This is a genomic window from Marinococcus luteus (assembly GCF_900106595.1).
Lineage (GTDB): Bacteria > Bacillota > Bacilli > Bacillales > Marinococcaceae > Marinococcus > Marinococcus luteus.
In genome coordinates, this window is record NZ_FNNC01000001.1 from 172,846 (window position 1) to 197,267 (window position 24,422).

The following is a 24,422-nucleotide window of genomic DNA, read 5'->3' on the forward strand; positions in this document are numbered from 1 at the left end:
GAAAGGAAGGAAACGAGACATGAGTTTCGAAATATATTCGTCAAACGGAACAGTCGATATCACACTCGAAGTGCTTGCCACTGCTGTGGGAGCGGCAGCCATGGACTGCTACGGCATCGTAGGCATGGCGTCCAGGAAACATTTCAAGGACAATTTGTCGGAACTGCTGCGAAGAGAAAATTATTCCCGTGGAGTAGTCGTCCGGGAAGAGGACGGTCTTATCCATATTGATATGTATATTATTGTAAGCTATGGTACGAAAATTTCTGAAGTGGCGCACAACGTGCAGCGGAAAGTGAAGTATCAGCTGCAGAAAATGCTCGGGCTGGACGTGGCCGCTGTGAATGTATATGTTCAGGGCGTTCAGATTGAATCGGCCTTACCATAGGAAGAGACGGATGAAGGAGAGAGAAAAATGGATCAATTAGTACGCGGTCCGGAGCTGGGAAGGATGCTGAAGCAGGGAGCTTCTGCATTGCAAAAACACAGCAAAGAGGTAGACGCATTGAATGTGTTTCCAGTTCCGGACGGGGATACAGGCACCAATATGAGTTTGACGATCCGTTCGGGCGTCGAGCATCTCCAGGAGAACGGGCACGCCGGGGAAACAGCCAAACACTTTTCCAAAGGATTGTTAATGGGAGCACGGGGGAATTCCGGCGTCATTTTGTCGCAGCTGTTCCGCGGCTTTGCCAAATCCATGGAAAAAAAGGCTGAGCTTCGTACCCCGGACGTGGCAGAAGCTTTTGAGCAGGGTGTGGACGCTGCCTACCGGGCAGTGATGAAGCCGGTGGAAGGAACGATCCTCACGGTCGCCAGGGAAGCGTCTCTTGCTATGAAAAAAGAACATAATGCCAGTGAGCTTGCGCTTGAAGAATGGATGCGGCGGTTTTTGAAAGCGGCAAAAGAAGCGCTTGCGTATACGCCCGAGCAGCTGCCGGTCCTGAAGGAGGTTGGTGTAGTTGACTCCGGAGGCCAGGGACTTGTACACATATATGAGGGTATGCTGCACGCGCTCACCGGGGAAGAGGAAGAAGAAGGAGAATCTGTGCCTTCGCTTGACCAGCTTGTGAAGCTCGAGCACCATAAAGACCCGGCCGCCCAGGGCGGAGCCGAAGCTATTACGTACGGCTACTGCACCGAAGTGATGGTCCGCTTTGCAGACAATGAATCCTCCTTTCAGGAAGAAGCGTTCCGGGAAGAGCTTTCGGCCCACGGCGATTCTCTTTTGGTTGTCTGCGATGAAGAACTGCTGAAGGTTCATATTCACGCCGAGGAACCAGGGAAAATTCTGGAAAAATCCCAGCGGTACGGAGAACTGATTCATATAAAAATTGAAAATATGCGCGAGCAGAACCGTGTCCTGCAGCAGGAAGGGCCGTCAGAAAGGCCGGGGACTCCCGCGTCTCTTGTGCCTTACGGCTTTGTGACCGTGACTACTGGTGACGGGGTAGCTTCGCTTTTTGAAAGCCTTGGAGTGCAGGAGGTTGTCCACGGCGGGCAGTCGATGAATCCGAGTACCGAGGATCTTCTCGAGGCGGTCACCCGGGTGCAGGCGGAGCATGTGTTTTTACTGCCGAATAACGGCAATATAGTGATGGCTGCGGAGCAGGCGGCAGACATCAGCGACAAGCAGGTAACGGTCATCCCGACCAAAACGGTCCCGCAGGGCCTCGCAGCAATGCTTGCGTTTGACGAAACGAAAGACGCTGAGGCAAATGAAGAAGCAATGAAAGAAGCCCCCCGGTACGTTAAATCCGGCCAGATAACCCACGCCGTCAGGGAAACGAGCATCGAAGGAAAGAAGATTCAGGAAGGCGATTTTATGGGCATCTGGGAAAAAGACATTGTTACCGTCCATCAGGAAATGAAACAGGCGTTTCAGGAACTGCTTGCACGGATGGTGGACAGCGAGAGCGAAATTATTACGCTGATCATCGGAGAAGATGTAAGCGAAGAGCTGGCGGGCGAACTTGCCGCAGAGCTTGAGCAGACGTACCCGGATGTGGAAATAGAAACGCATACGGGCGGTCAGCCGCTGTATCAATATATCGTTTCTGTGGAATAAGCTGCCCCCGGCGGCTTATTTTTTTGTTTAACGCGCGGGAGTACCTCTTTCGCGCGAAAAAGGAAACGTATATAATGAAAGGTGAACAACCGTTCGTATAATACAGCAAAAGCAGGAAGGAAGGGACGGTTTATGAATTCGACGCTTCAATCACCGGTCTCTGACTTAAAAGGTGTAGGAGAAGAGAAGCAGCGGGAGCTCGAACAGCTTGGTATTACAACGATTGACGACCTGCTGCATCATTTCCCCTATCGGTATGAAAACCACGAAGTGGTTCCTATAGAAGAATTAAAGCATCAGGAAAAAGTAACGATTACCGGCGAAGTGCAGTCGGAGCCGTCCGTGCGTTATTTCGGCAAAAAAAAGTCCCGGATGACCGTAAGGATATTAATTGATCATTTACTGGTGACGGCCGTGTTTTTTAACCGGGCGTTTTTAAAAAAGCAGATAGAAGTCGGCAGACAGGTGACTATCACCGGAAAATGGGACAAGCACCGCCTTACCATCTCAGTGCAGGATTTTCGGGCCGGCGCCCCCGACCCGGCAAAGCAGCTCGAGCCAATCTACAGCGTGGCCGGGAGTCTGACGGTCAAGCAGATGCAGCGTATTCAGGCAGAAGCCGCAAAACACGTCCTGCAGGTAGTCCCTGAAAATCTGCCCGAAGAAATCCGCGAACGATACCGCCTGCCGGGCAAGCCCGAAACCTTTCAGGCGCTTCACCAGCCGCAGAGCCGGGAACAGCTGAAGCATGCAAGAAGGCGCTACGTCTATGAAGAGCTGCTGTTTTTTCAGCTGAAAATGCAGATGTTTAAACGAATGGAGCGCCAGTCAGCCTCGGCGCAGCCGTTTGTGTATAATAAGGAGGCGACGGCGGATTTTGAAAAGCAGCTGCCGTTTCCGCTCACGAATGCGCAAAAAAGAGTGGTGCGGGAAATCCTTGAGGATATTGAAGCCCCCATCCGGATGAACCGGCTTTTGCAGGGGGATGTGGGCTCCGGAAAAACAGTGGTGGCCTCCATTGCCATGCACGCCGTATTTACCGGAAAGGCCCAGTCGGCACTGATGGTGCCTACAGAAATTCTTGCCGAGCAGCACTACGACTCTCTTCAGGAGCTGTTTGCAGGAACGGAGGTGAGTGTTGGACTGCTGACCGGTTCGATGCGGCAGAAGGAAAAGCGGAACGCCTATGAGCGCATTACCGACGGCACCATCGATATTATCATCGGCACCCATGCCCTCATCCAGGAGCCGGTGCAGTTTCACAATCTGAAGCTTGTCATTACCGATGAACAGCACCGGTTTGGGGTCGGCCAGCGCCAAATCCTGAAAGAAAAGGGGGAGGACCCCGATGTTTTGTTTATGACCGCCACCCCGATTCCCCGGACGCTTGCTATCAGCGTCTACGGGGATATGGACGTGTCGGTGATTGACGAAATGCCGCCGGGCCGGAAACCGATTGAAACCTACTGGGCGAAGCCGCAGATGCTTGAGCGGGTACTTCGTTTTGTGCAGAAAGAAATCGACCAGGGGCGGCAGGCCTATGTCATCTGCCCGCTCATTGAAGAGTCAGAAGCGCTCGATGTGCAAAATGCGATTGACGTGCATGCCCAGCTGATGCAGTTTTTCCCGGGCTATCATGTCGGCCTGATGCACGGGCGGCTCCCGGCAGAGGAAAAAGAGGACGTCATGCAGCGGTTTGCCAGCCATGAGCTTGATATTCTCGTTTCGACGACGGTGGTGGAAGTCGGCGTGAACGTGCAGAACGCCACGATGATGGTTATTTATGACGCAGAACGCTTCGGCCTTTCCCAGCTGCACCAGCTGCGGGGGCGCGTCGGACGCGGAGAGCACCAGTCCTACTGCGTGCTTTTGGCCGACCCGAAATCTGAAACTGGCCAGGAGCGGATGAATATCATGCAGGAAACCGAGGATGGGTTTGTCCTTTCGGAAAAAGACCTCGAGCTGCGGGGTCCGGGAGACTTTTTCGGGAAAAAGCAGAGCGGGCTGCCTGAATTTAAAATTGCGGATGTGGTCCATGACTTTAAAGCGCTCGAGACCGCCCGGGACGATGCAGCGAAACTAATACGCAGCGAAGTGTTCTGGAAGGATGAAAAATACCGGCCCCTCCGGGAATATCTTGAACAAGCCGGCGCCTTTCAAAAAGATAAACTGGATTAGTGGTTGAAATGAAAGAAATCGGTCTATATACTACTATTAGTACCTACTCATAGAAGTGGATGATTAATATGGCCCGAAAAAATAAAAAGGCAAGACAGGAAGAACTTCAGACTGTTATTGCCTCTAATCCTTTCATTACCGATGAAGCACTTGCCCGGTCCTTTCAGGTGAGCGTCCAGACTGTCCGTCTGGACCGCCTGGAGCTTTCGATCCCGGAGCACCGGGAGAGAATCAAGCACGTAGCCAAGGAAAGGCTCGACGAAGTCAAGGCGCTGCCGCTTGAAGAAGTGATCGGAGAGGTTATTGACCTCCATCTGGACCACGAAGCAATCAGCATGCTTGAAATTACGGAGGATCACGTATTCTCAAGGAACGGCATTGCGCGTGGTCATTATCTGTTTGCGCAGGCGAATTCCCTGGCTGTGGCTGTGATCAACGATGAACTGGCGCTTACGATGCGCTCCTCGCTTGAATTTAACCGGCAGGTGCTTCTCGGAGAACGAATTATTGCCAAAGCGGTCGTCACAAAAAAGACCGAAAGAAAAACATATGTTACGGTAACAAGCCGCGTGCAGGGGGAAGAAGTGTTTCAGGGCGATTTCGTCATGTACCGTTCCCACGCTGCTTCGGTGAACGAATAAGGAGACTAAAAAATGAGAATTGTAGTCGATGCAATGGGCGGCGATCATTCTCCTAAAGCCCAGGTGGCTGGAGCAATGGCTGCTGTTCAAGCTTTTAAAGATATCGAGATCACACTGGTGGGCTCTGAGCCTCAAATAAAAAAGCATTTATCCAAGACAGAACGTATTGATATTTTGCATACTGATGAAGTGATTGACGGGGACGAGTCCCCGACCAAAGCCATCCGTCGCAAAAAGCAGTCCTCGATGGTTCTTTCCGTGCAGGAAGTGAAAGAGGGCCGGGCAGCGGCAGGTATTTCATGCGGCAATACCGGTGCTTTTATGACGGCAGGTCTCCTGCATATCGGCAGAATACACGGCGTGGAGCGGCCGGCACTTGCTCCGACACTCCCGACAGTGGACGGCACAGGTTTTCTGCTGCTTGATGCCGGAGCCAATATGGATGCAAAAGCGAATCATCTGTACCAGCACGCGATTTTAGGCAGTACATATATGCAGCTGGTGCGTGGCATTGAAAACCCGCGGGTCGGACTTGTTAATATTGGCACGGAAAAGGGCAAGGGCAATAATTTAATGAAGGAGACGTACGAGTTGCTCGAGCATGCTCCGGTCAATTTTGTCGGAAATGTAGAATCAAGGGATCTGCTCGATGGTGTCTGTGACGTAGCGGTATGCGACGGCTTCTCCGGGAACCTCGTGTTAAAAGCCATCGAAGGCACCGCGTCCACCCTGTTTTCCCTGCTGAAAAAAGAATTTATGGCAAGCCTGCGGACAAAACTGGCTGCTGCCATGATGAAAACAGGGCTGATGCATTTGCGCGAGAAAATGAATTACTCCAATCACGGCGGAGCTACGCTTGTGGGACTTCAGGCGCCGCTGATTAAGTGCCACGGCTCGTCCGACCATATTTCCGTGTATCACTCGATCCGCCAGGCCCGGCAGATGGTCCAGGAAAACGTGACACATCTTATGCAGCAGCATTTAGAAGAGTAGGAGGCATCACAATGGGAAAAACGGCTTTTATCTTTCCCGGACAGGGATCTCAGTTTGTTGGAATGGGAAAAGAGTTATATGACAACGCTCCGACGGCCCGTACGGTGTTTCAGGAAGCAGATGAAGCGCTTGGATACAGCCTGACCGACATTATGTTTAACGGCCCGGAAGAAACATTAACCCAGACGGAGTACACTCAGCCGGCGCTGCTCACGATGAGCTCCGCCCTTCATGCGCTTGTGGAGAAGCGCGGCGTGCAGGCGGATTACACCGCCGGCCACAGCCTTGGGGAATATTCGGCGCTGGTGGCTAACGGTGCGCTTAAATTTGCAGACGCCGCTGCTGTGGTGGCCAAACGGGGAAAATGGATGGCTGAAGCAGACCCCGACGGTAAAGGGACCATGGCCGCAGTCATGGGCATGGAGCGTGAAGATCTGCAGGAGCTCGCGGATGAAGCGACAGAAGCCGCTGATAAAGTGCAGCTGGCCAACCTGAATGCTCCCGGCCAGATTGTTATTTCCGGGAGCCGGGAAGGCGTGCGTTATGTGGAGGAACAAGCCCCGGACCGCGGAGCGAAAAAAGTGGTGCCGCTTCAGGTGAGTGGCCCGTTCCATTCCTCGTTTATGAAGCCGGCGGAGGAAAAGCTGGCGGAGGCTCTGCAAAACGTTGAGATCCGCGGGCCGCGCCGCCCGCTCATAGCAAATGTGGATGCGAAGGAAACCTCGGACCCATCCGCCATCCGTCAGCACTTGATTGCCCAGGTGACCTCTCCGGTCCACTGGGAAGACTCGGTACGCCGGCTGATTGAACTCGGCGTAACGGAATTTGTGGAAATCGGCCCGGGCAATGTCCTGAGTGGAACGATCCGGCGGATTCAGCGCCGCGGCCTGGATGTACATGCAGTTCAGGACGAAGCATCGTTAGATAAATGGCTCGAAAAAAGGAGTGCATCGTCATGAATTTTGAAGGACAAAGCGTGCTTGTAACCGGAGCGTCCAGAGGCATTGGCAAAGCCATTGCCCTCGGTTTTGCCGCTCAGGGAGCGAACGTTGCGATCAATTATGCCGGCAGCCGGGAAAAAGCCGAGGAAACTGCTTCGCAGTGCGGGAAGCACGGTGTGAAAACACTTGTTATCCAGGCTGACGTGTCGAGTGAGTCGGATGTCAAGGAAATGCTCAAGCAAGTAACAGAGGAATTCGGCGGTATTGACGTGCTTGTAAATAACGCCGGCATCACGAAGGATAACCTGTTAATGCGCATGAAAGAAGACGAATGGGATGACGTCATTGATACGAATTTAAAAAGCGTGTTTTTAACATCCCGGGCAGCAGCCCGTCCGATGATGAAGAAACGGGGCGGAACGATCATCAATATGGCTTCTGTCGTCGGCACGACCGGGAACCCCGGGCAGGCGAACTACACGGCATCGAAAGCAGGGGTTGTCGGGCTCACGAAAACGCTCGCCCGCGAGCTTGCTTCGAGAAATATCCGGGTGAATGCTGTCGCCCCAGGCTTTATCTCCACGGAAATGACCGATGAACTCGAAGAAGGCACCAAGGAACAAATGATGCAGCAGATTCCTCTGCAAAAGCTCGGGGACACGGAAGACGTGGCCAATACGGTGTTATTTCTCGCTTCAGACAGCGCTAAATATATGACCGGCCAGACGCTTCATGTTGACGGCGGCATGGTAATGCCATAAAATATCGGTGACACAGCGGTTTCATTCGCGTTCAGAAGTGGAATGAATGCAAAGAAGCCGGAACGATTCTTTAAAGGAGGTGAAAGGAATGGCAGACACGTTGGAACGTGTGAAAAAAATCGTTGCAGACCACCTCGGTGTGGATGAGGCGAACGTCAATAAAGACGCGACCTTTAAGGAAGATCTCGGCGCCGATTCTCTCGATGTAGTAGAATTAGTCATGGAACTGGAAGATGAATTTGATCTGGAAATTTCTGATGAAGAAGCAGAAAAAATTCAGACAGTCGGTGATGTAATCAATTACATAGAGAAGCAGTAGTAGAAAGCAAGCCCACGTCCTGTGCAAGCGGGCTGGGCTTTTCTATGTAATATGCCGAAATTATTTTAAGGGAGGTTCATTTGTGCCAAAACCTACATCGTCCAAAAGCCAGTCCAGGGAGAAAGCGGTATTTACGATCAGACAGCATGAACTCATGCAGTCCATTCTCCGTGAACTGCAGGTTTCGTTTGCAGACGAACAGCTGCTGCGGCAGGCTTTCACCCACTCTTCCTATGTAAATGAACATCGTATGAAGCACGTAAGGGATAACGAACGTTTGGAATTTCTCGGCGATGCTGTATTGGAGCTGGCGGTTTCCAATCATTTGTTCCGCGAATTCCCTTCCATGTCGGAAGGCGATATGACAAAACTCCGCGCCGCAATGGTATGTGAAGCATCGCTAGCTAGCTTGGCCGAGGAATTGCAATTTGGAAACGTGGTCCTGATGGGCAAAGGCGAAGAAATGACCGGCGGCCGCACCCGGCCGGCGCTGCTCGCAGACGTATTCGAATCGTTTGTCGGAGCAATGTATCTCGATCAGGGACTTTCAAACGTCGAACAGTTTTTGGAGCGTTTCGTCTTTCCTAAGCTCGACGAAGGGGCGTTTTCCGTGACAGCCGATTACAAAAGCCAGCTGCAGGAATTCGTTCAAAAGGAAAACCTGGGCGTTATTTCCTACGAAATCACCGATGAACAGGGGCCTGCCCACAACAGGGAATTTCATTCTGCGGTCTCTTTAAACGAGGCGCGCGCCGGTACCGGCCGTGGACGCTCAAAAAAAGAAGCGGAGCAGCGGGCAGCCCAGGCTACCCTCGAACAGCTGCAGCGCCGCGAATAAAAGAAGTCAAAAAAACAACCGCCAATCGCTGGCGGTTGTTTAAATGTGCGGCTCAGCCTTTGCGTAGATGGCCAAGCTCGGAAACGATGGCCTGCATCTCGCTGACGCTGATATTATTTTTGGAATCCACCATGTCGTAGATTTCTTTAATCTCATGGTATTGATCGACATCGAAATGCTCCGGCTTCATAACAGAAACATTGACGATCTGTAATTTTTTCTGCAGATCGGTGATCATGTAATCCAGGTTATCACGGTTTGCTTGTTCTAAACTCATGCGAATTTCTTCTCCTCCACTCCGTCCAGTTTAAAAACCCGTGGTTCATCTCTTTGTAAGGCTTCCGCGGTGTTTTTATGACAACGTTAATATTATTGTAGTGGTTTTTCCTGCGTTTGACAAAGGGGGATTTAGGTCGAGTTCTGCCGGCGTGCGTGTTGTGATAAAATATAAACAGCGGAGGACAGCGGCGGGAGCTGTCAGCACATACTATAAAATAAGAGGGGGCATACCTTTGTTCCTGAAACGAATAGAAATTAAAGGGTTTAAATCGTTTGCCGATCGTTTACATATTGATTTTAACCCCGGCATTACGACCGTCGTCGGCCCGAACGGCAGCGGCAAAAGCAATATTTCCGACAGCATCCGCTGGGTACTCGGAGAACAGTCGGCCCGGTCGCTGCGCGGCGCCCGTATGGAGGACGTGATTTTTTCCGGAAGCGATACCCGCCGGGGACTGAATATTGCGGAAGTCACGCTCGTGCTTGATAATGAAGACGGAAGCCTTCCATATGAATACAGTGAAATAAGCGTGACGCGCCGTTTGTACCGCTCCGGAGAAAGCGAGTATCTGCTCAACCGGACAAAATGCCGACGCAGGGATATTATTGATCTGTTTATGGATTCCGGCATGGGAAAAGAATCGTTTTCGATTATCGGCCAGGGCCGGGTCGAAGAGGTGTTAAACAGCCGTCCGGAAGAACGGCGGGCGATGTTTGAAGAAGCCTCCGGAGTGTTGAAATACAAGCAGCGCAAGCAGGAAGCCGAAAGGAAATTTGAATCAACAGAGGCGAATCTGCACCGGGTAAAAGACATTCTGCATGAATTGAATGAGCAGATGGAGCCGCTGCAGATGCAGGCCTCGGCAGCGAAGGACTACCTGGCCAAGCGTGAAGAGCTTGAAGCGCTGGAATCGGCGCTGCTCGTACATGAAATTGAAGAGCTGCATTCCGATTGGAAAGCAGCCCAGGAGCAGGAGAAAAAAGAAGAGCAGCACAACAGGCGCTGGAAACAGAAAAAAGAACAGACGGAGGCGCTCTCGCGGAAAGCCCGGGCTTTCGAAGCCCTGCTTGCCCGGTTCCACCAGCAGGTGCAGAGCGGCTATGTGGAAGCGGCCAGAAATCTCGAAAAACGCGAAGGGGACCGCAACCTTTCAAATGAACAGGGAAAACATGCGGCCGAAAAACTCGAAGCAGAAAAAAAGGCTCTCCAGGAAGACGAGGCAAAGCTGAGCGAGGTAACAGACGCTTACCGGGAACAAAAGAAACGGTATGAAAAAGAAAACGAAGCGCTCACGAGCGGTATGAACGAGCTGCGGTCGGTGCAAAAACAGCTGCGCTCCTACCAGGAAATGAACGGAAAAGACCTTGAAGAAGAAAAAAGCGAATACATTGAAAAACTCAACGAACAGGCGTCCGTAGGCAACGAGACACGTTATGTGACAGACCAGAAAGCTTCTCTCGAACGACGCATGAAAGCACTGAAAGAGGACAATCAATCGTTTCTTGAAGAACGCGAGGATTCCGGGCAGCTCGTTGAAGAGCAGAAAAAAGAAGAAGAAGCGCTCTCCCTCCAAACGGAAAACGCGCGCGCAGAAGCTGAAGCAGCCAGCAAAGAAGAACAGCGCCTGGAAGAAAAATTGAAGGAGCAGGAAGATAAGCTGTATAAAGCGTACCGGTACGTCGACGAAAAAAAATCAAAAATCCGTATGCTTGAAGAAATGCAGGAGGAGTACGCCGGCTATTACCAGGGGGCCAAAGAAATTTTAAAAGCCCGGGAACAGAAGCTGTCGGGCATTATCGGCTCGGTGGCGGAGCTGATGGATGTGCCGGGGGAATACGTGGAGGCGATGGAAACGGCACTCGGTGCGTCGCTGCAGCATATTGTGACCCGTACCGAAAAAGACGCACGCGAGGCGATTGCTTATTTGCGCAAGCATCAGAAGGGCCGGGCGACGCTGCTCCCATCCGAAACGGTGCGGCCGAGACGGGCCGACCGGACCAGCTATGACAAAGCCCGAACATTTACCGGTTTTATCGGAACAGCCGGAGAGCTTGTGCATGTCCGCCAGGGGTATGAGCATGTCCGCGACCAGCTGCTCGGTCATATTTTTGTGGTGGACCAGCTGGAAACGGCGAACCGCCTGGCAGTGGCGTGCAGCTATAAAATTCGCATCGTAACTATCGAAGGAGACGTCGTAAACCCCGGAGGCTCAATGAGCGGCGGGAAAACGCAGAACCAAAAGGGAACGCTTCTCGAAAAACAGCGTGAACTGCGGGAGTTAAGAAATAATTTATCAGAAATAGAAGAAAAGACCGCAGCCTGGGAGAAAACAGTGGAGAACACAAAAGAGGCTGTGAAAAAGCAGAAAGCGACTGCCAGCGACAAGCAGCAGAAAGCCCGGGACTACTCCGGAGAGCTTGAGGAGAAAAAGGAAGCTCGCCGTAAAAGTGAGCAGGAGCACGACCGTCTTGATTCCCGCCTCGGTATGTTTGACCGGGAATATTCCTCGCTTGAGGAAGAGAAAAAACGTCTCGATGAACGCCTGCAGGTGCTTGAAGACAACCGGACGAGAGTCGAAAAAACGATTACAGAACTGAAAGCATCGATCGATGCGCTCGAGCAGGAATACTCCAGGCGCGGCGAGGAAGAAGCGGCACTCCGGGAGCAGGAGACAGAAGGAAAAGTGCAGACGGCAGCGCTCCGGGAAAATGTTTCTGCCCAGCATAAAGAAAAAGAGCGTCTGCACAGGGAAAAAGAAGAACTCGAACAGGCAGTGGCCGGGCGTAAAGAGCGGGCAGCTGGCTGGGAAGAACATTTAAACAACGACCGCAGCGGCCAGAACTGGGACGAGTTAGTCGAAGAAGCAGGAGCCGCCAAAGAAGAGGTCGAACGGCTGCAGGCTCGGCTGAATGAACAAAAGGCGCGTGCAGCCCGCGCTGCAGAACAGATCGAGGCCACAGCTTCGGTGCAGAACGACCGCTTTCAGGAGAGCCGGGACCGTCTTCATGAAACAACGGTGCGCATGAACCGCCTCGACGTGGCGCTTGAAAATAAAATCACCTACCTGCAGTCGGAATATGAACTGTCGTTTGAGCGGGCGAAAGAGAAGCATACGCTGTCTGTAAGCCCGGAGCAGGCCAAAGATGAAGTGCACCTGCTCCAGCTTGGCATCGAAGAGCTCGGAACTGTGAATCTCGGGGCGATTGAAGAGTGCGAGCGGGTTACGGAACGTCACCGCTTTTTAAGCAGCCAGCAGGAGGATCTGATGGAGGCGAGACAGTCGCTGCAGAATGTCATCGATGAAATGGACAAAGAAGTCACGGAGCGTTTTGCCGCTACGTACCATGCCATCCGCGAAGAATTTCAGCACGTCTTTGCGAAGCTGTTCGGCGGCGGGGAAGCAGACTTGGTGCTTACGGATCCGGAGAATCTGCTTCATACGGGAGTGGATATTTCCGCCCGGCCGCCCGGCAAAAAAAGGCAGCATTTGTCCCTGCTCTCCGGCGGGGAGAAGGCCTTGACAGCCATCGCGCTGCTGTTTGCCATTATTAAAGTGAAGCCGGCTCCGTTCTGCGTGCTCGACGAAGTGGAAGCTGCTCTTGATGAAGCGAATCTTGTACGCTTTGCGAAATACCTGCGCTCGTTCAGCGAAACGACCCAGTTTATTGTGATCAGCCACCGCAAGGCGACCATGGAGGAAGCCGACGTGCTTTACGGAATTACGATGGAAGAATCAGGCGTATCAAAAATGGTATCTGTCCGCCTGGAAGAAGCGGATGAGCTACTGGAAGTGTAAGGAGTGAAAAGCATGAGTCTATTTCAACGATTAAAAAAACGAATGGCCGGAGAAGCGGCGGAAGAAGAAGCCAGAGAGGAAGCGAAGCAGGAAGCGCAGCAGGAAGCGCAGGAAGCAGGCAAAGAAGAGGCTGAAGAAGAACAGCGCGTCTCGCTTTCAAGCCGCTTCCGTGAAGGGCTGGCAAAAACAAGATCCTCGTTTTCCGAAGCGATGAATGAACTGTTCGCCCAGTACCGCGAAGTCAATGAAGATTTCTTTGAAGAACTCGAGGAAATTTTGATCAGCTCAGACGTCGGAGTGGAAACCGTGATGGAAATCATCGACGAGCTGCGAAACGAATCGCTGCTGAAAAATATCCGTACGACGGAAAAACTCACCCCGCTGATCACCGAAAAAATGGCGGAAAAGCTGGACCGCACCGGAGAAGATTCTAAACTGAACATGAATCCGGATGGAATGACGGTCATGCTTTTTGTCGGCGTGAACGGCGTCGGGAAAACGACAACGATCGGAAAAATGGCCCATCAGATGAAAGCAGAAGGAAAAAAAGTTGTTCTCGCAGCCGGGGACACGTTCCGTGCCGGGGCGATTGAGCAGCTCGAGGGCTGGGGAGAGCGTGCCGGAGTGGACGTTATCAAGCAGCAGGCCGGCAGTGATCCGGCTGCGGTCATTTACGATGCGATCAAGTCAGCCAAATCGAGACAGGCAGATGTGCTTCTCTGCGATACGGCAGGCCGTCTGCAGAACAAGGTCAATCTAATGAATGAGCTTGCGAAAGTAAAACGTGTAATTACGCGGGAAATTCCCGAGGCGCCTCATGAAGTGCTTCTTGTCCTGGACGCCACCACCGGTCAGAATGCCATGAGCCAGGCAAAAACCTTCCGGGAAGCGACGGAGGTTTCCGGCATCATCTTAACGAAGCTCGACGGGACCGCGAAGGGCGGTATCGTGATGGCGATCCGCAACGAATTGAACATTCCGGTAAAAATGGTCGGGCTCGGGGAAAAGCTGGATGATCTGCAGCCCTTCGAAGCGGAGGATTTCGTTTACGGGCTGTTTAAGGATATGATTGAACAGACGCCGGCCGATGCAGAGGAGCGGTAGCATTCGGTCATGCAATTTCTTGACAAGAACCGCTGTGGTTCGTAAGATGAACTGTAAAGTAATTGCACTTAACGCCAGAGGTGGTCTGCATGCTCGAAAAAACAGTTCGCATGAATTCACTGTTTGATTTTTATCAGCCGCTGCTGACAAACAAGCAGCGGCTCTATTTGGAAAGGTATTATTTAGACGACTTTTCGCTGGGTGAAATTTCGGAGGAATTTAACGTCAGCCGCCAGGCTGTTTACGACAATATCCGCCGCACTGAAACGATGCTTGAGGAATACGAAGAAAAGCTTGGATTATATAAAAAATACCAGGAGCGCCTGGCGCTGTATGAGCAGTTAAAAGCGCTGGCCCCGGATGACTTCCCGGGGAGGACGCAGCTGCTTGAAGCGATAGAAACGCTGGAAAATTTAGAAGAGGAAGGGGTTTCGTAATGGCATTTGAAGGATTAGGCGAACGTCTGCAGTCCACGTTTGACCATATGAAGAGCCGTGGGAAAGTTACGGATGAAGACGTTAAAGCAATGATGCGCGAAGTACGGCTCGCGCTGCTTGAAGCAGACGTCAACTACAAAGTCGTAAAGCAGTTCGTCAACAGCGTAAAAGACCGTGCGACCGGCCAGGAAGTAATGAAAAGCTTAACGCCCGGCCAGCAGGTGGTCAAGGTGGTCAGCGAAGAGCTCACCCAGCTGATGGGCGGCGAACAGGCTGAAATCGCAAAAGCGGCTAAAGGGCCGACGGTAGTAATGATGGTCGGCCTGCAGGGTGCCGGGAAAACGACGACGTCCGCGAAAATTGCGAATTATTTACGAAAAAACAAAAACCGCCAGCCTCTGATGGCGGCAGCCGACGTCTACCGGCCGGCAGCGATTGATCAGCTCGAAACGCTCGGCCGGCAGCTGAACATGCCTGTGTTCTCTCTTGGCACCGAGGCGGATCCGGTTGATATTGCCAAACAGTCGCTCGCAAAAGCTAAAGAAGAGCATTACGATTATCTGTTTATTGATACGGCCGGACGTCTGCACGTGGATGATTCTTTGATGGACGAGCTGCAGCGCATGAAAGAAGCAGTCAATCCGGATGAAATCATGCTCGTAGTGGATTCGATGACCGGGCAGGATGCTGTCAACGTGGCAGAAAGCTTTAACGAACAGCTCGGCATTACCGGAGTGACGCTGACGAAGCTTGACGGGGACACCCGCGGCGGGGCGGCGCTGTCGGTTAAATCGGTAACGGATAAACCGATCAAATTCGCCGGTACCGGAGAGAAAATTGACGCCATTGAACCGTTTCATCCGGAACGGATGGCTTCAAGGATTCTCGGTATGGGCGATATGCTCTCCCTGATTGAAAAAGCACAAACCGATGTGGATGAAGACAAAGCCAAAGAGCTTGAAAAGAAAATGCGGTCGCAGGATCTGACGTTTGACGATTTTCTGGAACAGCTCGGCCAGGTGCGTAACATGGGATCGATGGAAGACATCATGAGCATGATTCCGGGCGCCGGCAAAATGAAAGGCCTCAAAAACGCCCAGATGGACGACAGTCAGATTACGCGGGTGGAAGCCATCGTGCGTTCCATGACCAGGGAGGAACGCCAGCAGCCGTCTTTGATGAACGCAAGCCGCAAGCGCCGGATTGCCAAAGGAAGCGGCACAACCATCCAGGATGTAAACCGTCTGCTTAAGCAGTTTGAAGACATGAAAAAAATGATGAAGCAGATGACTTCGCAGCAGAAGGGCAAGAAAAAAGGCAATTTCTCGATGCCATTCATGTAAAATTTTTATATGGCAAGGAAAAACACTTTACAGCACGCAAAGAAGCTATTATAATAAGCAAATGTGAGAAAAAAATGGAGGTGTTTGCATATGGCAACGCGCATCAGATTAAAGCGCATGGGCTCGAACAAGCGTCCTTTCTACCGTTTGGTAGTAGCGGATTCCCGGGCTCCACGTGATGGACGTTTTATCGAAGAAATCGGTACGTACAACCCGCTGACTAACCCTGCCGAGTTCCACGTGAACGAAGAGAAAGCTCTTAAGTGGATGCTCGACGGTGCTAAACCATCGGATACTGTTCGTAACCTGTTTTCGCAGGAAGGTCTTATGACCCGTCTTCACAACGAAAAGCACGCAAAGTAATAAGATAAAAAGATCGTCTGTGCCCGTCATTTCCTTATGAAATGAGCAGGGGAGAGGCGGTCTTTTTTTATGTATTCGGCATGCCTGCATGGCTTCTGTCTGCAGAGAAAGCACCGGGGCGCCCTTGTTTGTGATAAAATAATACATATCAGGAAAGGATGAGTGGATGAAATCTTTTGCCTACATAATATTGGAGCGGATCGTGGATTATCCGGATGATATAAATATGACGGAATCGGAAGAAAACGGCCGGTTGCTTATTGAAGTGAGGGTTCATCCGGAGGATGCAGGGAAAGTGATCGGCAGGCAGGGCAAAACGATTCAGGCGGTGAGGACACTCCTGCAGGCGAAAGCCTCGGCTGAAGGGAAAAACGTCCGTCTTACCCTGTTGAATGACCAAAAATAGCTCCCTGTTCAGCTGCTGCTTCGGGGCCCTGGTAGAGGTGATAGAGTGCGTGTAATGAAAAAAATGAACGTTCACCATATTCTGACGGAAACATTAAAAGAGGAGCTGCAGGAAAAATACGAGCAGCAGAAAGCCCGGCTGCTGGAGGAAACGGAACAGCTTCGTTTTCAAAAACAAAAGCAGAACAAGGAACGCGAGACCGAGAACGGCCGCTGGTCGGCCATGGATAAATTCAACAAAGAAATTGAAAAACGAAAAGAGGAGCTGCAGCAGCTCTATTTTCTGCAGAACCAGCTCGAGCATCTTCCGATCGGCTCGGAGCTGTTATTTGGCACGACGGAAGTGATGTTTGATATCGAGGTGGGAAGCCCGTGGCATGAAGGCGAGCACTGGGGAACCATTGTTGTTGAAGAGGGCATTGTAAAAGAAATCAGATCAAAACATAAAGCGAGTGACGAAGATGGAATGGTTTAATGTAGGCACGATTGTAAACACACACGGCGTACGGGGGGAAGTCAGGGTGAAATCCGTCAGTGACTTTGAGGAGGACCGTTTCCAGCCCGGGCAGGAGGTATACGTGGAGAAGCCGGAGACAGAAACCGGCTATGAACCGCTGGTCATTAAAAGCTCACGGCCGCACAAGCAGTTTATTCTGCTCACATTCGAAGGGTTTCACTCGATTGATGACGTGGACTGGATGAAAAATGCGGCGCTTTCCGTACCGGAAACGGCGCTGGCGCCGCTTGAAGAAACAGAATATTATTTTCATGAAATCATTGATGCAGATGTCTACACGGAAGAAGGCTCCCACCTTGGTTATGTGAAAGAGATCCTGACCCCGGGGGCCAATGACGTGTGGGTGGTGGAGCCGGCGGAAGGGCGGCAGGACATTCTGATTCCTTATATTGAAGAAGTCGTCCAGCAAGTGGATGTCGCCGAAAAACGTATTACCGTACGGGTAATGAAAGGAATGCTGCCGGAATGAGAATGGATTTTTTAACCCTGTTTCCGGGTATGTTTGAAAGTGTGTTCAGCCACTCCATTCTTGCCCGGGCCGCTGAAAGAGGACACGTCTCCTTTCATACCCATGACATCCGGGACTATACAGACGACAAGCATAACAAGGTGGATGACTACCCGTACGGCGGGGGCGCCGGTCTCGTGTTGAAGCCGCAGCCGGTGTTTGACGCCGCAGCACAGGTGAAAAGCGCAGGCGATGCTCCGCCGGACCGCGTCATTCTTCTCTGCCCGCAGGGAAAGCCGTTTAAGCAGGAAGACGCCCGGGAGCTTGCCGGGGAGGAGCGGCTGATGTTTATATGCGGTCATTATGAAGGCTATGACGAACGGATCCGGGAGCATTTGATTACGGATGAATACTCGATCGGCGATTTTGTGCTGACCGGCGGCGAACTCGGCGCCATGGTCATGGCAGACAGCATTACGCGCCTTTTGCCCGGAGTGCTCGGCAATGAACAGTCCGCTCATACAGACTCGTTTGAAGACGGGCTGCTGGAGTATCCGCAGTATACCCGTCCAGCGGACTTCCGCGGCATGAAGGTGCCGGACATTCTGCTGTCGGGTGACCACGGAAAAATCGCTGAGTGGCGGCAAAACCAGGCAAGGAAGAGAACAAAAGAACGCCGGCCGGATCTTTGGGAAAAATATACCGATCAGACGTAAATCCGGCGGTTGATTCCATCCGTGGAATGTGCTATGATTCATTTTGTGACTAAATAGTCATCAATTACGGTGCTCCGCTGTTTTCATCGTGGACAAGAGCATGCGAGAGAAGGAGGCGAATACAAATGCAACAACTTATTCGCGACATAACGAAGGAACAGTTAAAATCGGATCTCCCGGACTTTCGCCCAGGTGACACTGTAGCAGTGCACTTGAAAGTTGTCGAGGGCTCCCGTGAACGTGTACAGGTGTTTCAGGGCGTCGTTATTAAACGTCGCGGCGGAGGCATCAGCGAGTCTTTCACCGTGCGTAAAGTTTCCTACGGAATTGGCGTAGAGAGAACTCTTCCGCTTCATTCCCCAAGAATCGATAAGATTGAAGTGAAACGCCGCGGTAAAGTACGTCAAGCTAGATTGTACTATCTCCGTAACCTGCGTGGAAAAGCTGCGCGTATCAAAGAACTTCGATAAGACACAGGAAAAAAGCTGCAGCGGAGTATTCCGTCTGCAGCTTTTTTCATACGGATAAACTATATATAGAAAGGAATCGACCGCATGAATGAACGCCGCTTTCCCATCAATTGGCTGCATCTTCTGACAGTAATTATGATTGCATTACTTATTGCATTGGCAGCACGCTGGCTGTTTGTAGCTCCAGTCGTTGTGAAAGGCGAGTCGATGGAGCCGACCATTCATGATGAAGACCGGATGCTGTTGAATAAATCAAGCAAATGGCTGCACGAGTGGGACCGGTTTGATGTGGTCGTTTTCCACGCTAATGATAAAGATGATTACATTAAACGAATCATCGGACTGCCGGGTGATACGCTCGAATACAGGAACGATACGCTTTTTATTAACGGGAAGCAGGTGGATGAGCCGTTTCTCGATAAAAAGGCCCTGGCGGCAGGCCCGCCCCCGGCAACTACTGATTTCACACTGAAGGAAAAAACGGGCCGGAGCCGTATCCCTGAGGGACAGGTGTTTGTCATGGGGGACAACCGGCCGAACAGCTATGATTCCCGGGCTATCGGACTCGTAGAGGAAGATGAGATTGTCGGCGAAGCGGTAATAACGTTCTGGCCGTTCAATCATATGTGGACATCGTCATTTTAATTTGAGAGGAGGCAGAGGTATGGACATTCAATGGTATCCCGGACATATGGACAAAGCACAAAAAGAAGTGCAGAGCAAACTAAAGCAGGTCGATGTGGTCATCGAGCTCGCAGATGCAAGAATCCCCCGCTCATCGCGAAATCCGCTGCTTGAAACGATTATTCAGGATAAGCCCTCGGTTATCGTATTAACCAAAGCCGACCTGGCCGACCCGAAAGTAACGGAAGAATGGAAGCAGTATTACCGCGACCAGGGGATCGAGGCAGTAGACGTGGATTCCAAGCATAAGAAGGGCCTGCATGTGATTAAAGAAGCGGCGCTTCAGCAGACGGAACGGCTTCAGGCCAGATGGAAAAGAAAAGGCATTAAGCCAAGGGCCATACGGGCAATGATTATCGGCATCCCGAACGTCGGCAAATCGACGCTCATCAATCAGTGGATTGGCAAGAAGACGGCTAAAATCGGCGATCGTCCGGGAATTACGAAAAACCAGCAGTGGCTGAAAATGGGTAAAGAAATGGACCTGCTCGACACCCCGGGCATTCTCTGGCCGAAGTTTGAAGACCCTTACGTTGGTGAACGTCTCGCAGCGACGGGCGCCATCAAAGATGAACTGTTGGATCTGCAGGATATTGCTTATTTTATTATCGGTATCTGCCAGGAATATTACCCCGAAAAGCTGCTTCAGCGTTTCGGACTTGAGGATAAGCCGAGAGAAACGTCGCTGGAATGGTTTGAAGACATCGGCCGCAAGCGGGGAGCACTGCTTGCAGGTGCGGAAATCGATTACGAAAAAGCAGGGGAAATGGTCGTACGCGAGTTCCGTGGCGGGCTGCTCGGCCGCATCAGTCTCGAACGTCCGGACGATGAAATAAGCGAATAATTGAGCAGCAGAGGTGAAAATATTGGAGAAATGGACGATAACAGCTGTAAAGGAGTATTTGCAAACACATGAAGAGCCGGACGCGGCACTTCTGGAGGCCTGGAAGGAGGACTCCAGGGCCGGCGTCCAGAAGGAACTGCAGCGGTATGCCAAACGACAGAAGCAGAAGGAGGAAAAGTACGAAGACTTCTGCCGCCGGCTTTCGTTTGAGCAGGACTATTGGGGCCGGGGTTTCCAGGCGGTGGCTGGAGTGGATGAAGTCGGGCGCGGGCCGCTTGCCGGGCCGGTGACTACTGCTGCTGTTGTGCTGCCAAAGGACATCAGTCTGGTAGAAGTAAATGACTCCAAAATGCTTTCCGCCAGGAAACGAGAAGAGCTCGAAACAAAAATCAAAGAGGTGGCGGTCGCCTGGAGCGTTGTTCATATCGAGGCGGACGAAATCGACCGTCTGAATATATATCAGGCAACCAAAAAAGCGATGCGGACAGCGGTGGCGGACCTTGAACCTGCTCCGGACGCTCTGCTCGTAGACGCGATGACCCTTCCATTACATATTGAACAGCAGTCGCTGGTGCAGGGAGACAGCCGGAGCGTATCGATTGCGGCTGCTTCTATTCTGGCAAAGGTGGAACGGGACCGTTACATGCAGTATTATCATACGCTCTACCCGGATTACGATTTTGCCAGCAACAAGGGCTACGGCACCCAGAATCATCTGGACGGCTTAAAGCGTCTCGGCGGGTGTGCCATCCACCGGTACTCGTTTCAGCCGGTAGCCGGGTACCGCCGTTCGTAAAAGGAGAGAAAATCGATGAAGCTGTCGCTGCCATCCACGTATGCCGGAAACCATACAGGCCAAGAAGTGGTGGCAGAAATCTTCGCCTTTATCTACCGGATGGATAAAAACACAGCCGGTAAAAATGAAAACTAAACCGCGCAGCAGAAACTTTCACGGAAATGTTGAATTTTTTTCTAAATTTCTATACGATAAAGGATGTGTGGGAGAGAGCGAGGCCGTTTAGAGGCTTTCGCTCTGCCCAGATTCGATTTTGTAATCACTTACACAGTCGATAGAAGGATTCGTATTGTAACGGTGAGGGGGAAAAAGCATGAATATTCATGAGTACCAGGGAAAAGAGCTCCTTCGTAAATACGGGGTAGCAGTCCCTAATGGAAAAGTTGCATTTACGGTAGATGAAGCAGAAGCAGCCGCAAAAGAACTGGGTTCTGACGTAACAGTGGTAAAAGCCCAGATCCACGCAGGTGGAAGAGGGAAAGCCGGCGGGGTAAAACTCGCTAAAAACCTCGATGACGTCCGCAAATATGCTGACGAAATCCTTGGCAAAACACTGGTTACCCACCAGACCGGCCCGGAAGGTAAAGAAGTGAAGCGTCTTTACATCGAAGAGGGAAGCGACATCAAGAAGGAATACTACTTAGGTGTTGTGCTTGACCGTGTATCATCCCGCATTGTGATGATGGGCTCTGAAGAAGGCGGAACAGAAATCGAAGAAGTAGCTGAAGAAAATCCGGAAAAAATCTTCCGCGAATACATTGATCCAGCTATCGGTATGCAGCCTTACCAGGCCCGTCGTATGGCATTTAACATGAATATACCGACAGACCTTCTGAAAGAAGCAGTGAAGTTTATGCTTGGCCTGTCCAAAGTATTTATCGACAACGACTGCTCTATCGCAGAAATTAACCCGCTTGTAACGACCGGAGACGGGAAAGTCATGGCACTTGATGCGAAATTCAATTTCGATTCCAACGCACTTTACCGCCAGAAGGAAATACTTGATTACCGTGACCTCGATGAAGAGGATCCAAAGGAAATCGAAGCTTCCAAATATGACTTGAGCTACATTGCCCTCGACGGCAATATCGGCTGCATGGTTAATGGTGCCGGTCTTGCGATGGCTACGATGGACATCATTAAGCACTACAGCGGCGATCCGGCGAACTTCCTGGATGTCGGTGGCGGTGCGACCGCTGAAAAAGTAACGGAAGCATTTAAAATTATCCTTGAAGATGATGCTGTTAAAGGCATTTACGTTAACATCTTCGGTGGAATCATGAAGTGCGACATCATCGCTGACGGGGTAGTGGAAGCTACGAAGCAGACTGGATTAGAGATTCCGCTTGTTGTACGTTTGGAAGGCACGAACGTAGAAAAAGGCAAAGAAATTCTGGAAAAATCCGGATTGAATATTACGGCAGCGGACTCTATGGCAGACGGTGCGCAAAAAATTGTTTCGTTAGTTCAATAGAAAGGCAGGGACCATCGACCTATGAGCATTTATATTAATCAGGACACAAAAGTAGTTGTTCAAGGAATTACAGGATCTACCGGCCTCTTTCACACTCAGCAGGCGCTAGAGTACGGTACGAAAATCGTCGGCGGCGTGACGCCGGGTAAAGGCGGCACGGAAGTTGAAGGCGTGCCGGTTTTCAACACGCTTGATGATGCGGTAGAAGCAACCGGTGCTACGGTTTCGGTTATTTACGTTCCGCCTGCTTTTGCAGCGGACGCGATCATTGAAGCAGTGGATGCAGATCTTGATCTTGCCATCTGCATCACTGAAGGCATTCCGGTTCTTGATATGATTAAAGTGAAACGCTTTATGGAAGGCAAGCGCACCCGCCTTGTCGGTCCAAACTGCCCGGGCGTTATTACACCGGACGAGTGCAAAATCGGCATTATGCCGGGCTATATTCATAAAAAAGGACACGTAGGTGTTGTTTCCCGTTCGGGTACCCTGACGTATGAAGCGGTAGACCAGCTTACCAAAGCAGGCATCGGCCAGTCGACAGCTGTCGGTATCGGCGGCGACCCGGTAAACGGCACAAGCTTTACCGACGTGCTGCAGGCCTTTAATGACGATCCGGACACAGAAGCTGTGATCATGATCGGTGAAATCGGCGGCACAGCTGAGGAAGAAGCAGCTGAATGGGTCAAGCAGAACATGACCAAGCCAGTAGTCGGCTTCATCGGCGGTGCGACAGCCCCTCCAGGAAAACGGATGGGCCACGCCGGTGCGATTATTTCCGGCGGTAAAGGTACCGCAGAGGAAAAAATCAAAACGTTAAACGAATGCGGCGTGCAGGTAGCAGCGACACCGGCAGAAATCGGTGATACGATGATCAACGTTCTGAAAGAACGCGGACTGCACGAAAAATGCCTCACCCACGAACCACAAGTATAAACCAACCGCCCTCCGCTGCCTCTTTCGGGCAGGCGGAGGTTTTCTTTTTCTCCCCTGTACTTCCCCCAGCAACCATCATCCCCCAGGAAAGGACTCTCCCTCATGCAAAATCTCTCCTTTAATGAACGACTTCTGGCTGTCCACGAATTTCCCCATTTTCAATGGAAGCATGTAGCAGAGCTGCTACGCCGCGACCGCGAATTGCTTCTCCCTTTTACGCACCCTCATCTTCTGCCCGTAAACAGCGCCCATCTGACGGCCTGGCGGGAATACTTGTCCCAGCTTGCCATGCAGCGGCGGCTCGCGTGGTGCCGCGAGCAGGGCACCGGATGGATTACATATTTTGACGACCGTTATCCATCGTCTTTAAAATCAATTTATGACGCGCCGTGGGTGCTTTACACGAAGGGGAATACGGAGCTGCTGCAGGACAGCCCCCGGCTGGCGGTAGTCGGCTCCCGGAGCATGACTCCTTACGGCAAAGCAGCTGTGGAAGCGCTTCTTCCTCCCGGGCAGGTGCAGATTGTCAGCGGCCTGGCGAGGGGCGTGGACGGGCACGCCCACCGGCAGGCATTAAAAATGGGAGCCCCGGCTATTGCGGTGCTCGGCTCCGGGTTTGGCCGTATTTATCCAAAGGAACACCTCACTCTGGCAAAAAATATCGCTGCCTCGGGACTGCTTTTGAGCGAATATCCCCCGGACAGACCGCCAAGAAAGTGGCACTTTCCGGCCAGAAACCGTATTATCAGCGGCCTGGCCGATAAAATATTTGTGGTGGAAGCGGATGTGAACAGCGGATCTCTCATCACGGCATCGCTTGCGCTTGAACAGGGCAGGGAGGTCTGCGCGCTGCCGGGGCCCGTATTTTCCAGGCAGAGTGCGGGCACGAACCAGCTGATTTATGACGGTGCACTCCCGGTCCTCCAGCCGGAGGATTTAAGCATAGCCGGTAGTTGGACAGCGTCTCATAACCATTGACCGAATTGAAACGGAATTTTAAATTTTCCGTATGTTATGCTAGACACGTTCCGTAAACTGTGAAAGAATAATTGTGATTTCAGGCACAAAAG

At 51.7% G+C, this 24,422-nt stretch carries 26 protein-coding genes; 25 read left to right on the forward strand and 1 reads right to left on the reverse strand.

The features are described 5' to 3' along the window. Positions 1 to 19 precede the first annotated feature (19 nt). The 9 genes from BLV22_RS00875 to rnc all read left to right on the forward strand — a co-directional run bounded on the left by BLV22_RS00875 (position 20) and on the right by rnc (position 8,739). On the forward strand, positions 20 to 388 hold the full coding sequence (locus BLV22_RS00875) for an Asp23/Gls24 family envelope stress response protein (protein WP_091610262.1): 369 nt from the start codon (positions 20 to 22) through the stop codon (positions 386 to 388). A gap of 27 nt (positions 389 to 415) precedes the next feature. Beyond that, entirely contained in the window at positions 416 to 2,068 is a 1,653-nt protein-coding gene (locus BLV22_RS00880) for a DAK2 domain-containing protein (RefSeq protein ID WP_091610264.1), read from the forward strand. 132 nt (positions 2,069 to 2,200) lie between these two features. Beyond that, a complete protein-coding gene (recG, locus tag BLV22_RS00885; RefSeq protein ID WP_091610265.1) occupies positions 2,201 to 4,246 on the forward strand; it encodes an ATP-dependent DNA helicase RecG in 2,046 nt (681 codons plus the stop codon). Between the two features lie 68 nt (positions 4,247 to 4,314). After that, entirely contained in the window at positions 4,315 to 4,887 is a 573-nt protein-coding gene (gene fapR / locus BLV22_RS00890) for a transcription factor FapR (protein ID WP_091610266.1), read from the forward strand. A gap of 12 nt (positions 4,888 to 4,899) precedes the next feature. Then, positions 4,900 to 5,880: a phosphate acyltransferase PlsX gene (gene plsX / locus BLV22_RS00895; protein ID WP_091610268.1), complete on the forward strand. Its 981-nt coding sequence runs from the start codon at positions 4,900 to 4,902 to the stop codon at positions 5,878 to 5,880. An 11-nt stretch (positions 5,881 to 5,891) separates the two neighbouring features. Further along, positions 5,892 to 6,839: an ACP S-malonyltransferase gene (gene fabD / locus BLV22_RS00900; RefSeq protein WP_091610270.1), complete on the forward strand. Its 948-nt coding sequence runs from the start codon at positions 5,892 to 5,894 to the stop codon at positions 6,837 to 6,839. Beyond that, entirely contained in the window at positions 6,836 to 7,582 is a 747-nt protein-coding gene (gene fabG / locus BLV22_RS00905) for a 3-oxoacyl-[acyl-carrier-protein] reductase (protein ID WP_091610271.1), read from the forward strand. Before fabD ends, fabG begins: the two co-directional genes overlap by 4 nt. A gap of 88 nt (positions 7,583 to 7,670) precedes the next feature. Continuing rightward, positions 7,671 to 7,901, forward strand: a complete 231-nt coding sequence (gene acpP / locus BLV22_RS00910; protein WP_027847178.1) for an acyl carrier protein — start codon at positions 7,671 to 7,673, stop codon at positions 7,899 to 7,901. 154 nt (positions 7,902 to 8,055) lie between these two features. Next, entirely contained in the window at positions 8,056 to 8,739 is a 684-nt protein-coding gene (rnc, locus tag BLV22_RS00915; RefSeq protein WP_091612215.1) for a ribonuclease III, read from the forward strand. Positions 8,740 to 8,791: 52 nt separating this feature from the next. On the opposite strand, the gene BLV22_RS00920 is transcribed toward rnc, so the two are convergent. Next, positions 8,792 to 9,016: a DUF1128 domain-containing protein gene (locus tag BLV22_RS00920; protein WP_091610273.1), complete on the reverse strand. Its 225-nt coding sequence runs from the start codon at positions 9,014 to 9,016 to the stop codon at positions 8,792 to 8,794. 235 nt (positions 9,017 to 9,251) lie between these two features. Between BLV22_RS00920 and smc the strand changes: the two genes are divergently transcribed. The 16 genes from smc (at position 9,252) to dprA (ending at position 24,330) form a co-directional block, all read left to right on the forward strand. Then, positions 9,252 to 12,815 carry a chromosome segregation protein SMC gene (gene smc, locus BLV22_RS00925; RefSeq protein ID WP_176967581.1) on the forward strand — a complete coding sequence of 1,188 codons (3,564 nt, stop codon included), beginning with the start codon at positions 9,252 to 9,254 and terminating at the stop codon, positions 12,813 to 12,815. A 12-nt stretch (positions 12,816 to 12,827) separates the two neighbouring features. Further along, complete coding sequence (ftsY, locus tag BLV22_RS00930; RefSeq protein ID WP_091610276.1) at positions 12,828 to 13,919, forward strand: signal recognition particle-docking protein FtsY; 1,092 nt, start codon at positions 12,828 to 12,830, stop codon at positions 13,917 to 13,919. Between the two features lie 89 nt (positions 13,920 to 14,008). Then, positions 14,009 to 14,356 carry a putative DNA-binding protein gene (locus tag BLV22_RS00935; RefSeq protein WP_091610278.1) on the forward strand — a complete coding sequence of 116 codons (348 nt, stop codon included), beginning with the start codon at positions 14,009 to 14,011 and terminating at the stop codon, positions 14,354 to 14,356. Beyond that, the gene (gene ffh, locus BLV22_RS00940; protein WP_091610280.1) at positions 14,356 to 15,699 is read left to right on the forward strand and encodes a signal recognition particle protein; all 1,344 of its coding nucleotides are present in this window, start codon (positions 14,356 to 14,358) and stop codon (positions 15,697 to 15,699) included. The genes BLV22_RS00935 and ffh overlap by 1 nt, the downstream gene beginning before the upstream one ends. A 90-nt stretch (positions 15,700 to 15,789) precedes the next feature. Then, entirely contained in the window at positions 15,790 to 16,062 is a 273-nt protein-coding gene (gene rpsP, locus BLV22_RS00945; protein ID WP_079476141.1) for a 30S ribosomal protein S16, read from the forward strand. A 166-nt stretch (positions 16,063 to 16,228) separates the two neighbouring features. Continuing rightward, positions 16,229 to 16,468, forward strand: a complete 240-nt coding sequence (locus tag BLV22_RS00950) for a KH domain-containing protein (protein ID WP_091610281.1) — start codon at positions 16,229 to 16,231, stop codon at positions 16,466 to 16,468. Between the two features lie 54 nt (positions 16,469 to 16,522). Beyond that, a complete protein-coding gene (locus BLV22_RS00955) occupies positions 16,523 to 16,942 on the forward strand; it encodes a YlqD family protein (protein ID WP_143030936.1) in 420 nt (139 codons plus the stop codon). Next, a complete protein-coding gene (gene rimM, locus BLV22_RS00960) occupies positions 16,929 to 17,453 on the forward strand; it encodes a ribosome maturation factor RimM (protein WP_091610284.1) in 525 nt (174 codons plus the stop codon). The genes BLV22_RS00955 and rimM overlap by 14 nt, the downstream gene beginning before the upstream one ends. Then, entirely contained in the window at positions 17,450 to 18,148 is a 699-nt protein-coding gene (gene trmD, locus BLV22_RS00965) for a tRNA (guanosine(37)-N1)-methyltransferase TrmD (RefSeq protein WP_091610286.1), read from the forward strand. The genes rimM and trmD overlap by 4 nt, the downstream gene beginning before the upstream one ends. A 125-nt stretch (positions 18,149 to 18,273) precedes the next feature. Then, positions 18,274 to 18,618 carry a 50S ribosomal protein L19 gene (gene rplS / locus BLV22_RS00970; protein WP_022792749.1) on the forward strand — a complete coding sequence of 115 codons (345 nt, stop codon included), beginning with the start codon at positions 18,274 to 18,276 and terminating at the stop codon, positions 18,616 to 18,618. An 84-nt stretch (positions 18,619 to 18,702) separates the two neighbouring features. Then, positions 18,703 to 19,263: a signal peptidase I gene (gene lepB / locus BLV22_RS00975; RefSeq protein ID WP_091610288.1), complete on the forward strand. Its 561-nt coding sequence runs from the start codon at positions 18,703 to 18,705 to the stop codon at positions 19,261 to 19,263. A 19-nt stretch (positions 19,264 to 19,282) separates the two neighbouring features. Beyond that, positions 19,283 to 20,146: a ribosome biogenesis GTPase YlqF gene (gene ylqF, locus BLV22_RS00980; RefSeq protein WP_091610290.1), complete on the forward strand. Its 864-nt coding sequence runs from the start codon at positions 19,283 to 19,285 to the stop codon at positions 20,144 to 20,146. Positions 20,147 to 20,159: 13 nt separating this feature from the next. Beyond that, positions 20,160 to 20,942, forward strand: a complete 783-nt coding sequence (locus BLV22_RS00985) for a ribonuclease HII (RefSeq protein WP_425433770.1) — start codon at positions 20,160 to 20,162, stop codon at positions 20,940 to 20,942. A gap of 313 nt (positions 20,943 to 21,255) precedes the next feature. After that, entirely contained in the window at positions 21,256 to 22,416 is a 1,161-nt protein-coding gene (gene sucC, locus BLV22_RS00990) for an ADP-forming succinate--CoA ligase subunit beta (RefSeq protein WP_091610293.1), read from the forward strand. Positions 22,417 to 22,437: 21 nt separating this feature from the next. Continuing rightward, a complete protein-coding gene (gene sucD, locus BLV22_RS00995; protein ID WP_091610295.1) occupies positions 22,438 to 23,352 on the forward strand; it encodes a succinate--CoA ligase subunit alpha in 915 nt (304 codons plus the stop codon). Between the two features lie 102 nt (positions 23,353 to 23,454). Continuing rightward, entirely contained in the window at positions 23,455 to 24,330 is an 876-nt protein-coding gene (gene dprA / locus BLV22_RS01000) for a DNA-processing protein DprA (RefSeq protein ID WP_091610296.1), read from the forward strand. Positions 24,331 to 24,422 lie beyond the last annotated feature (92 nt).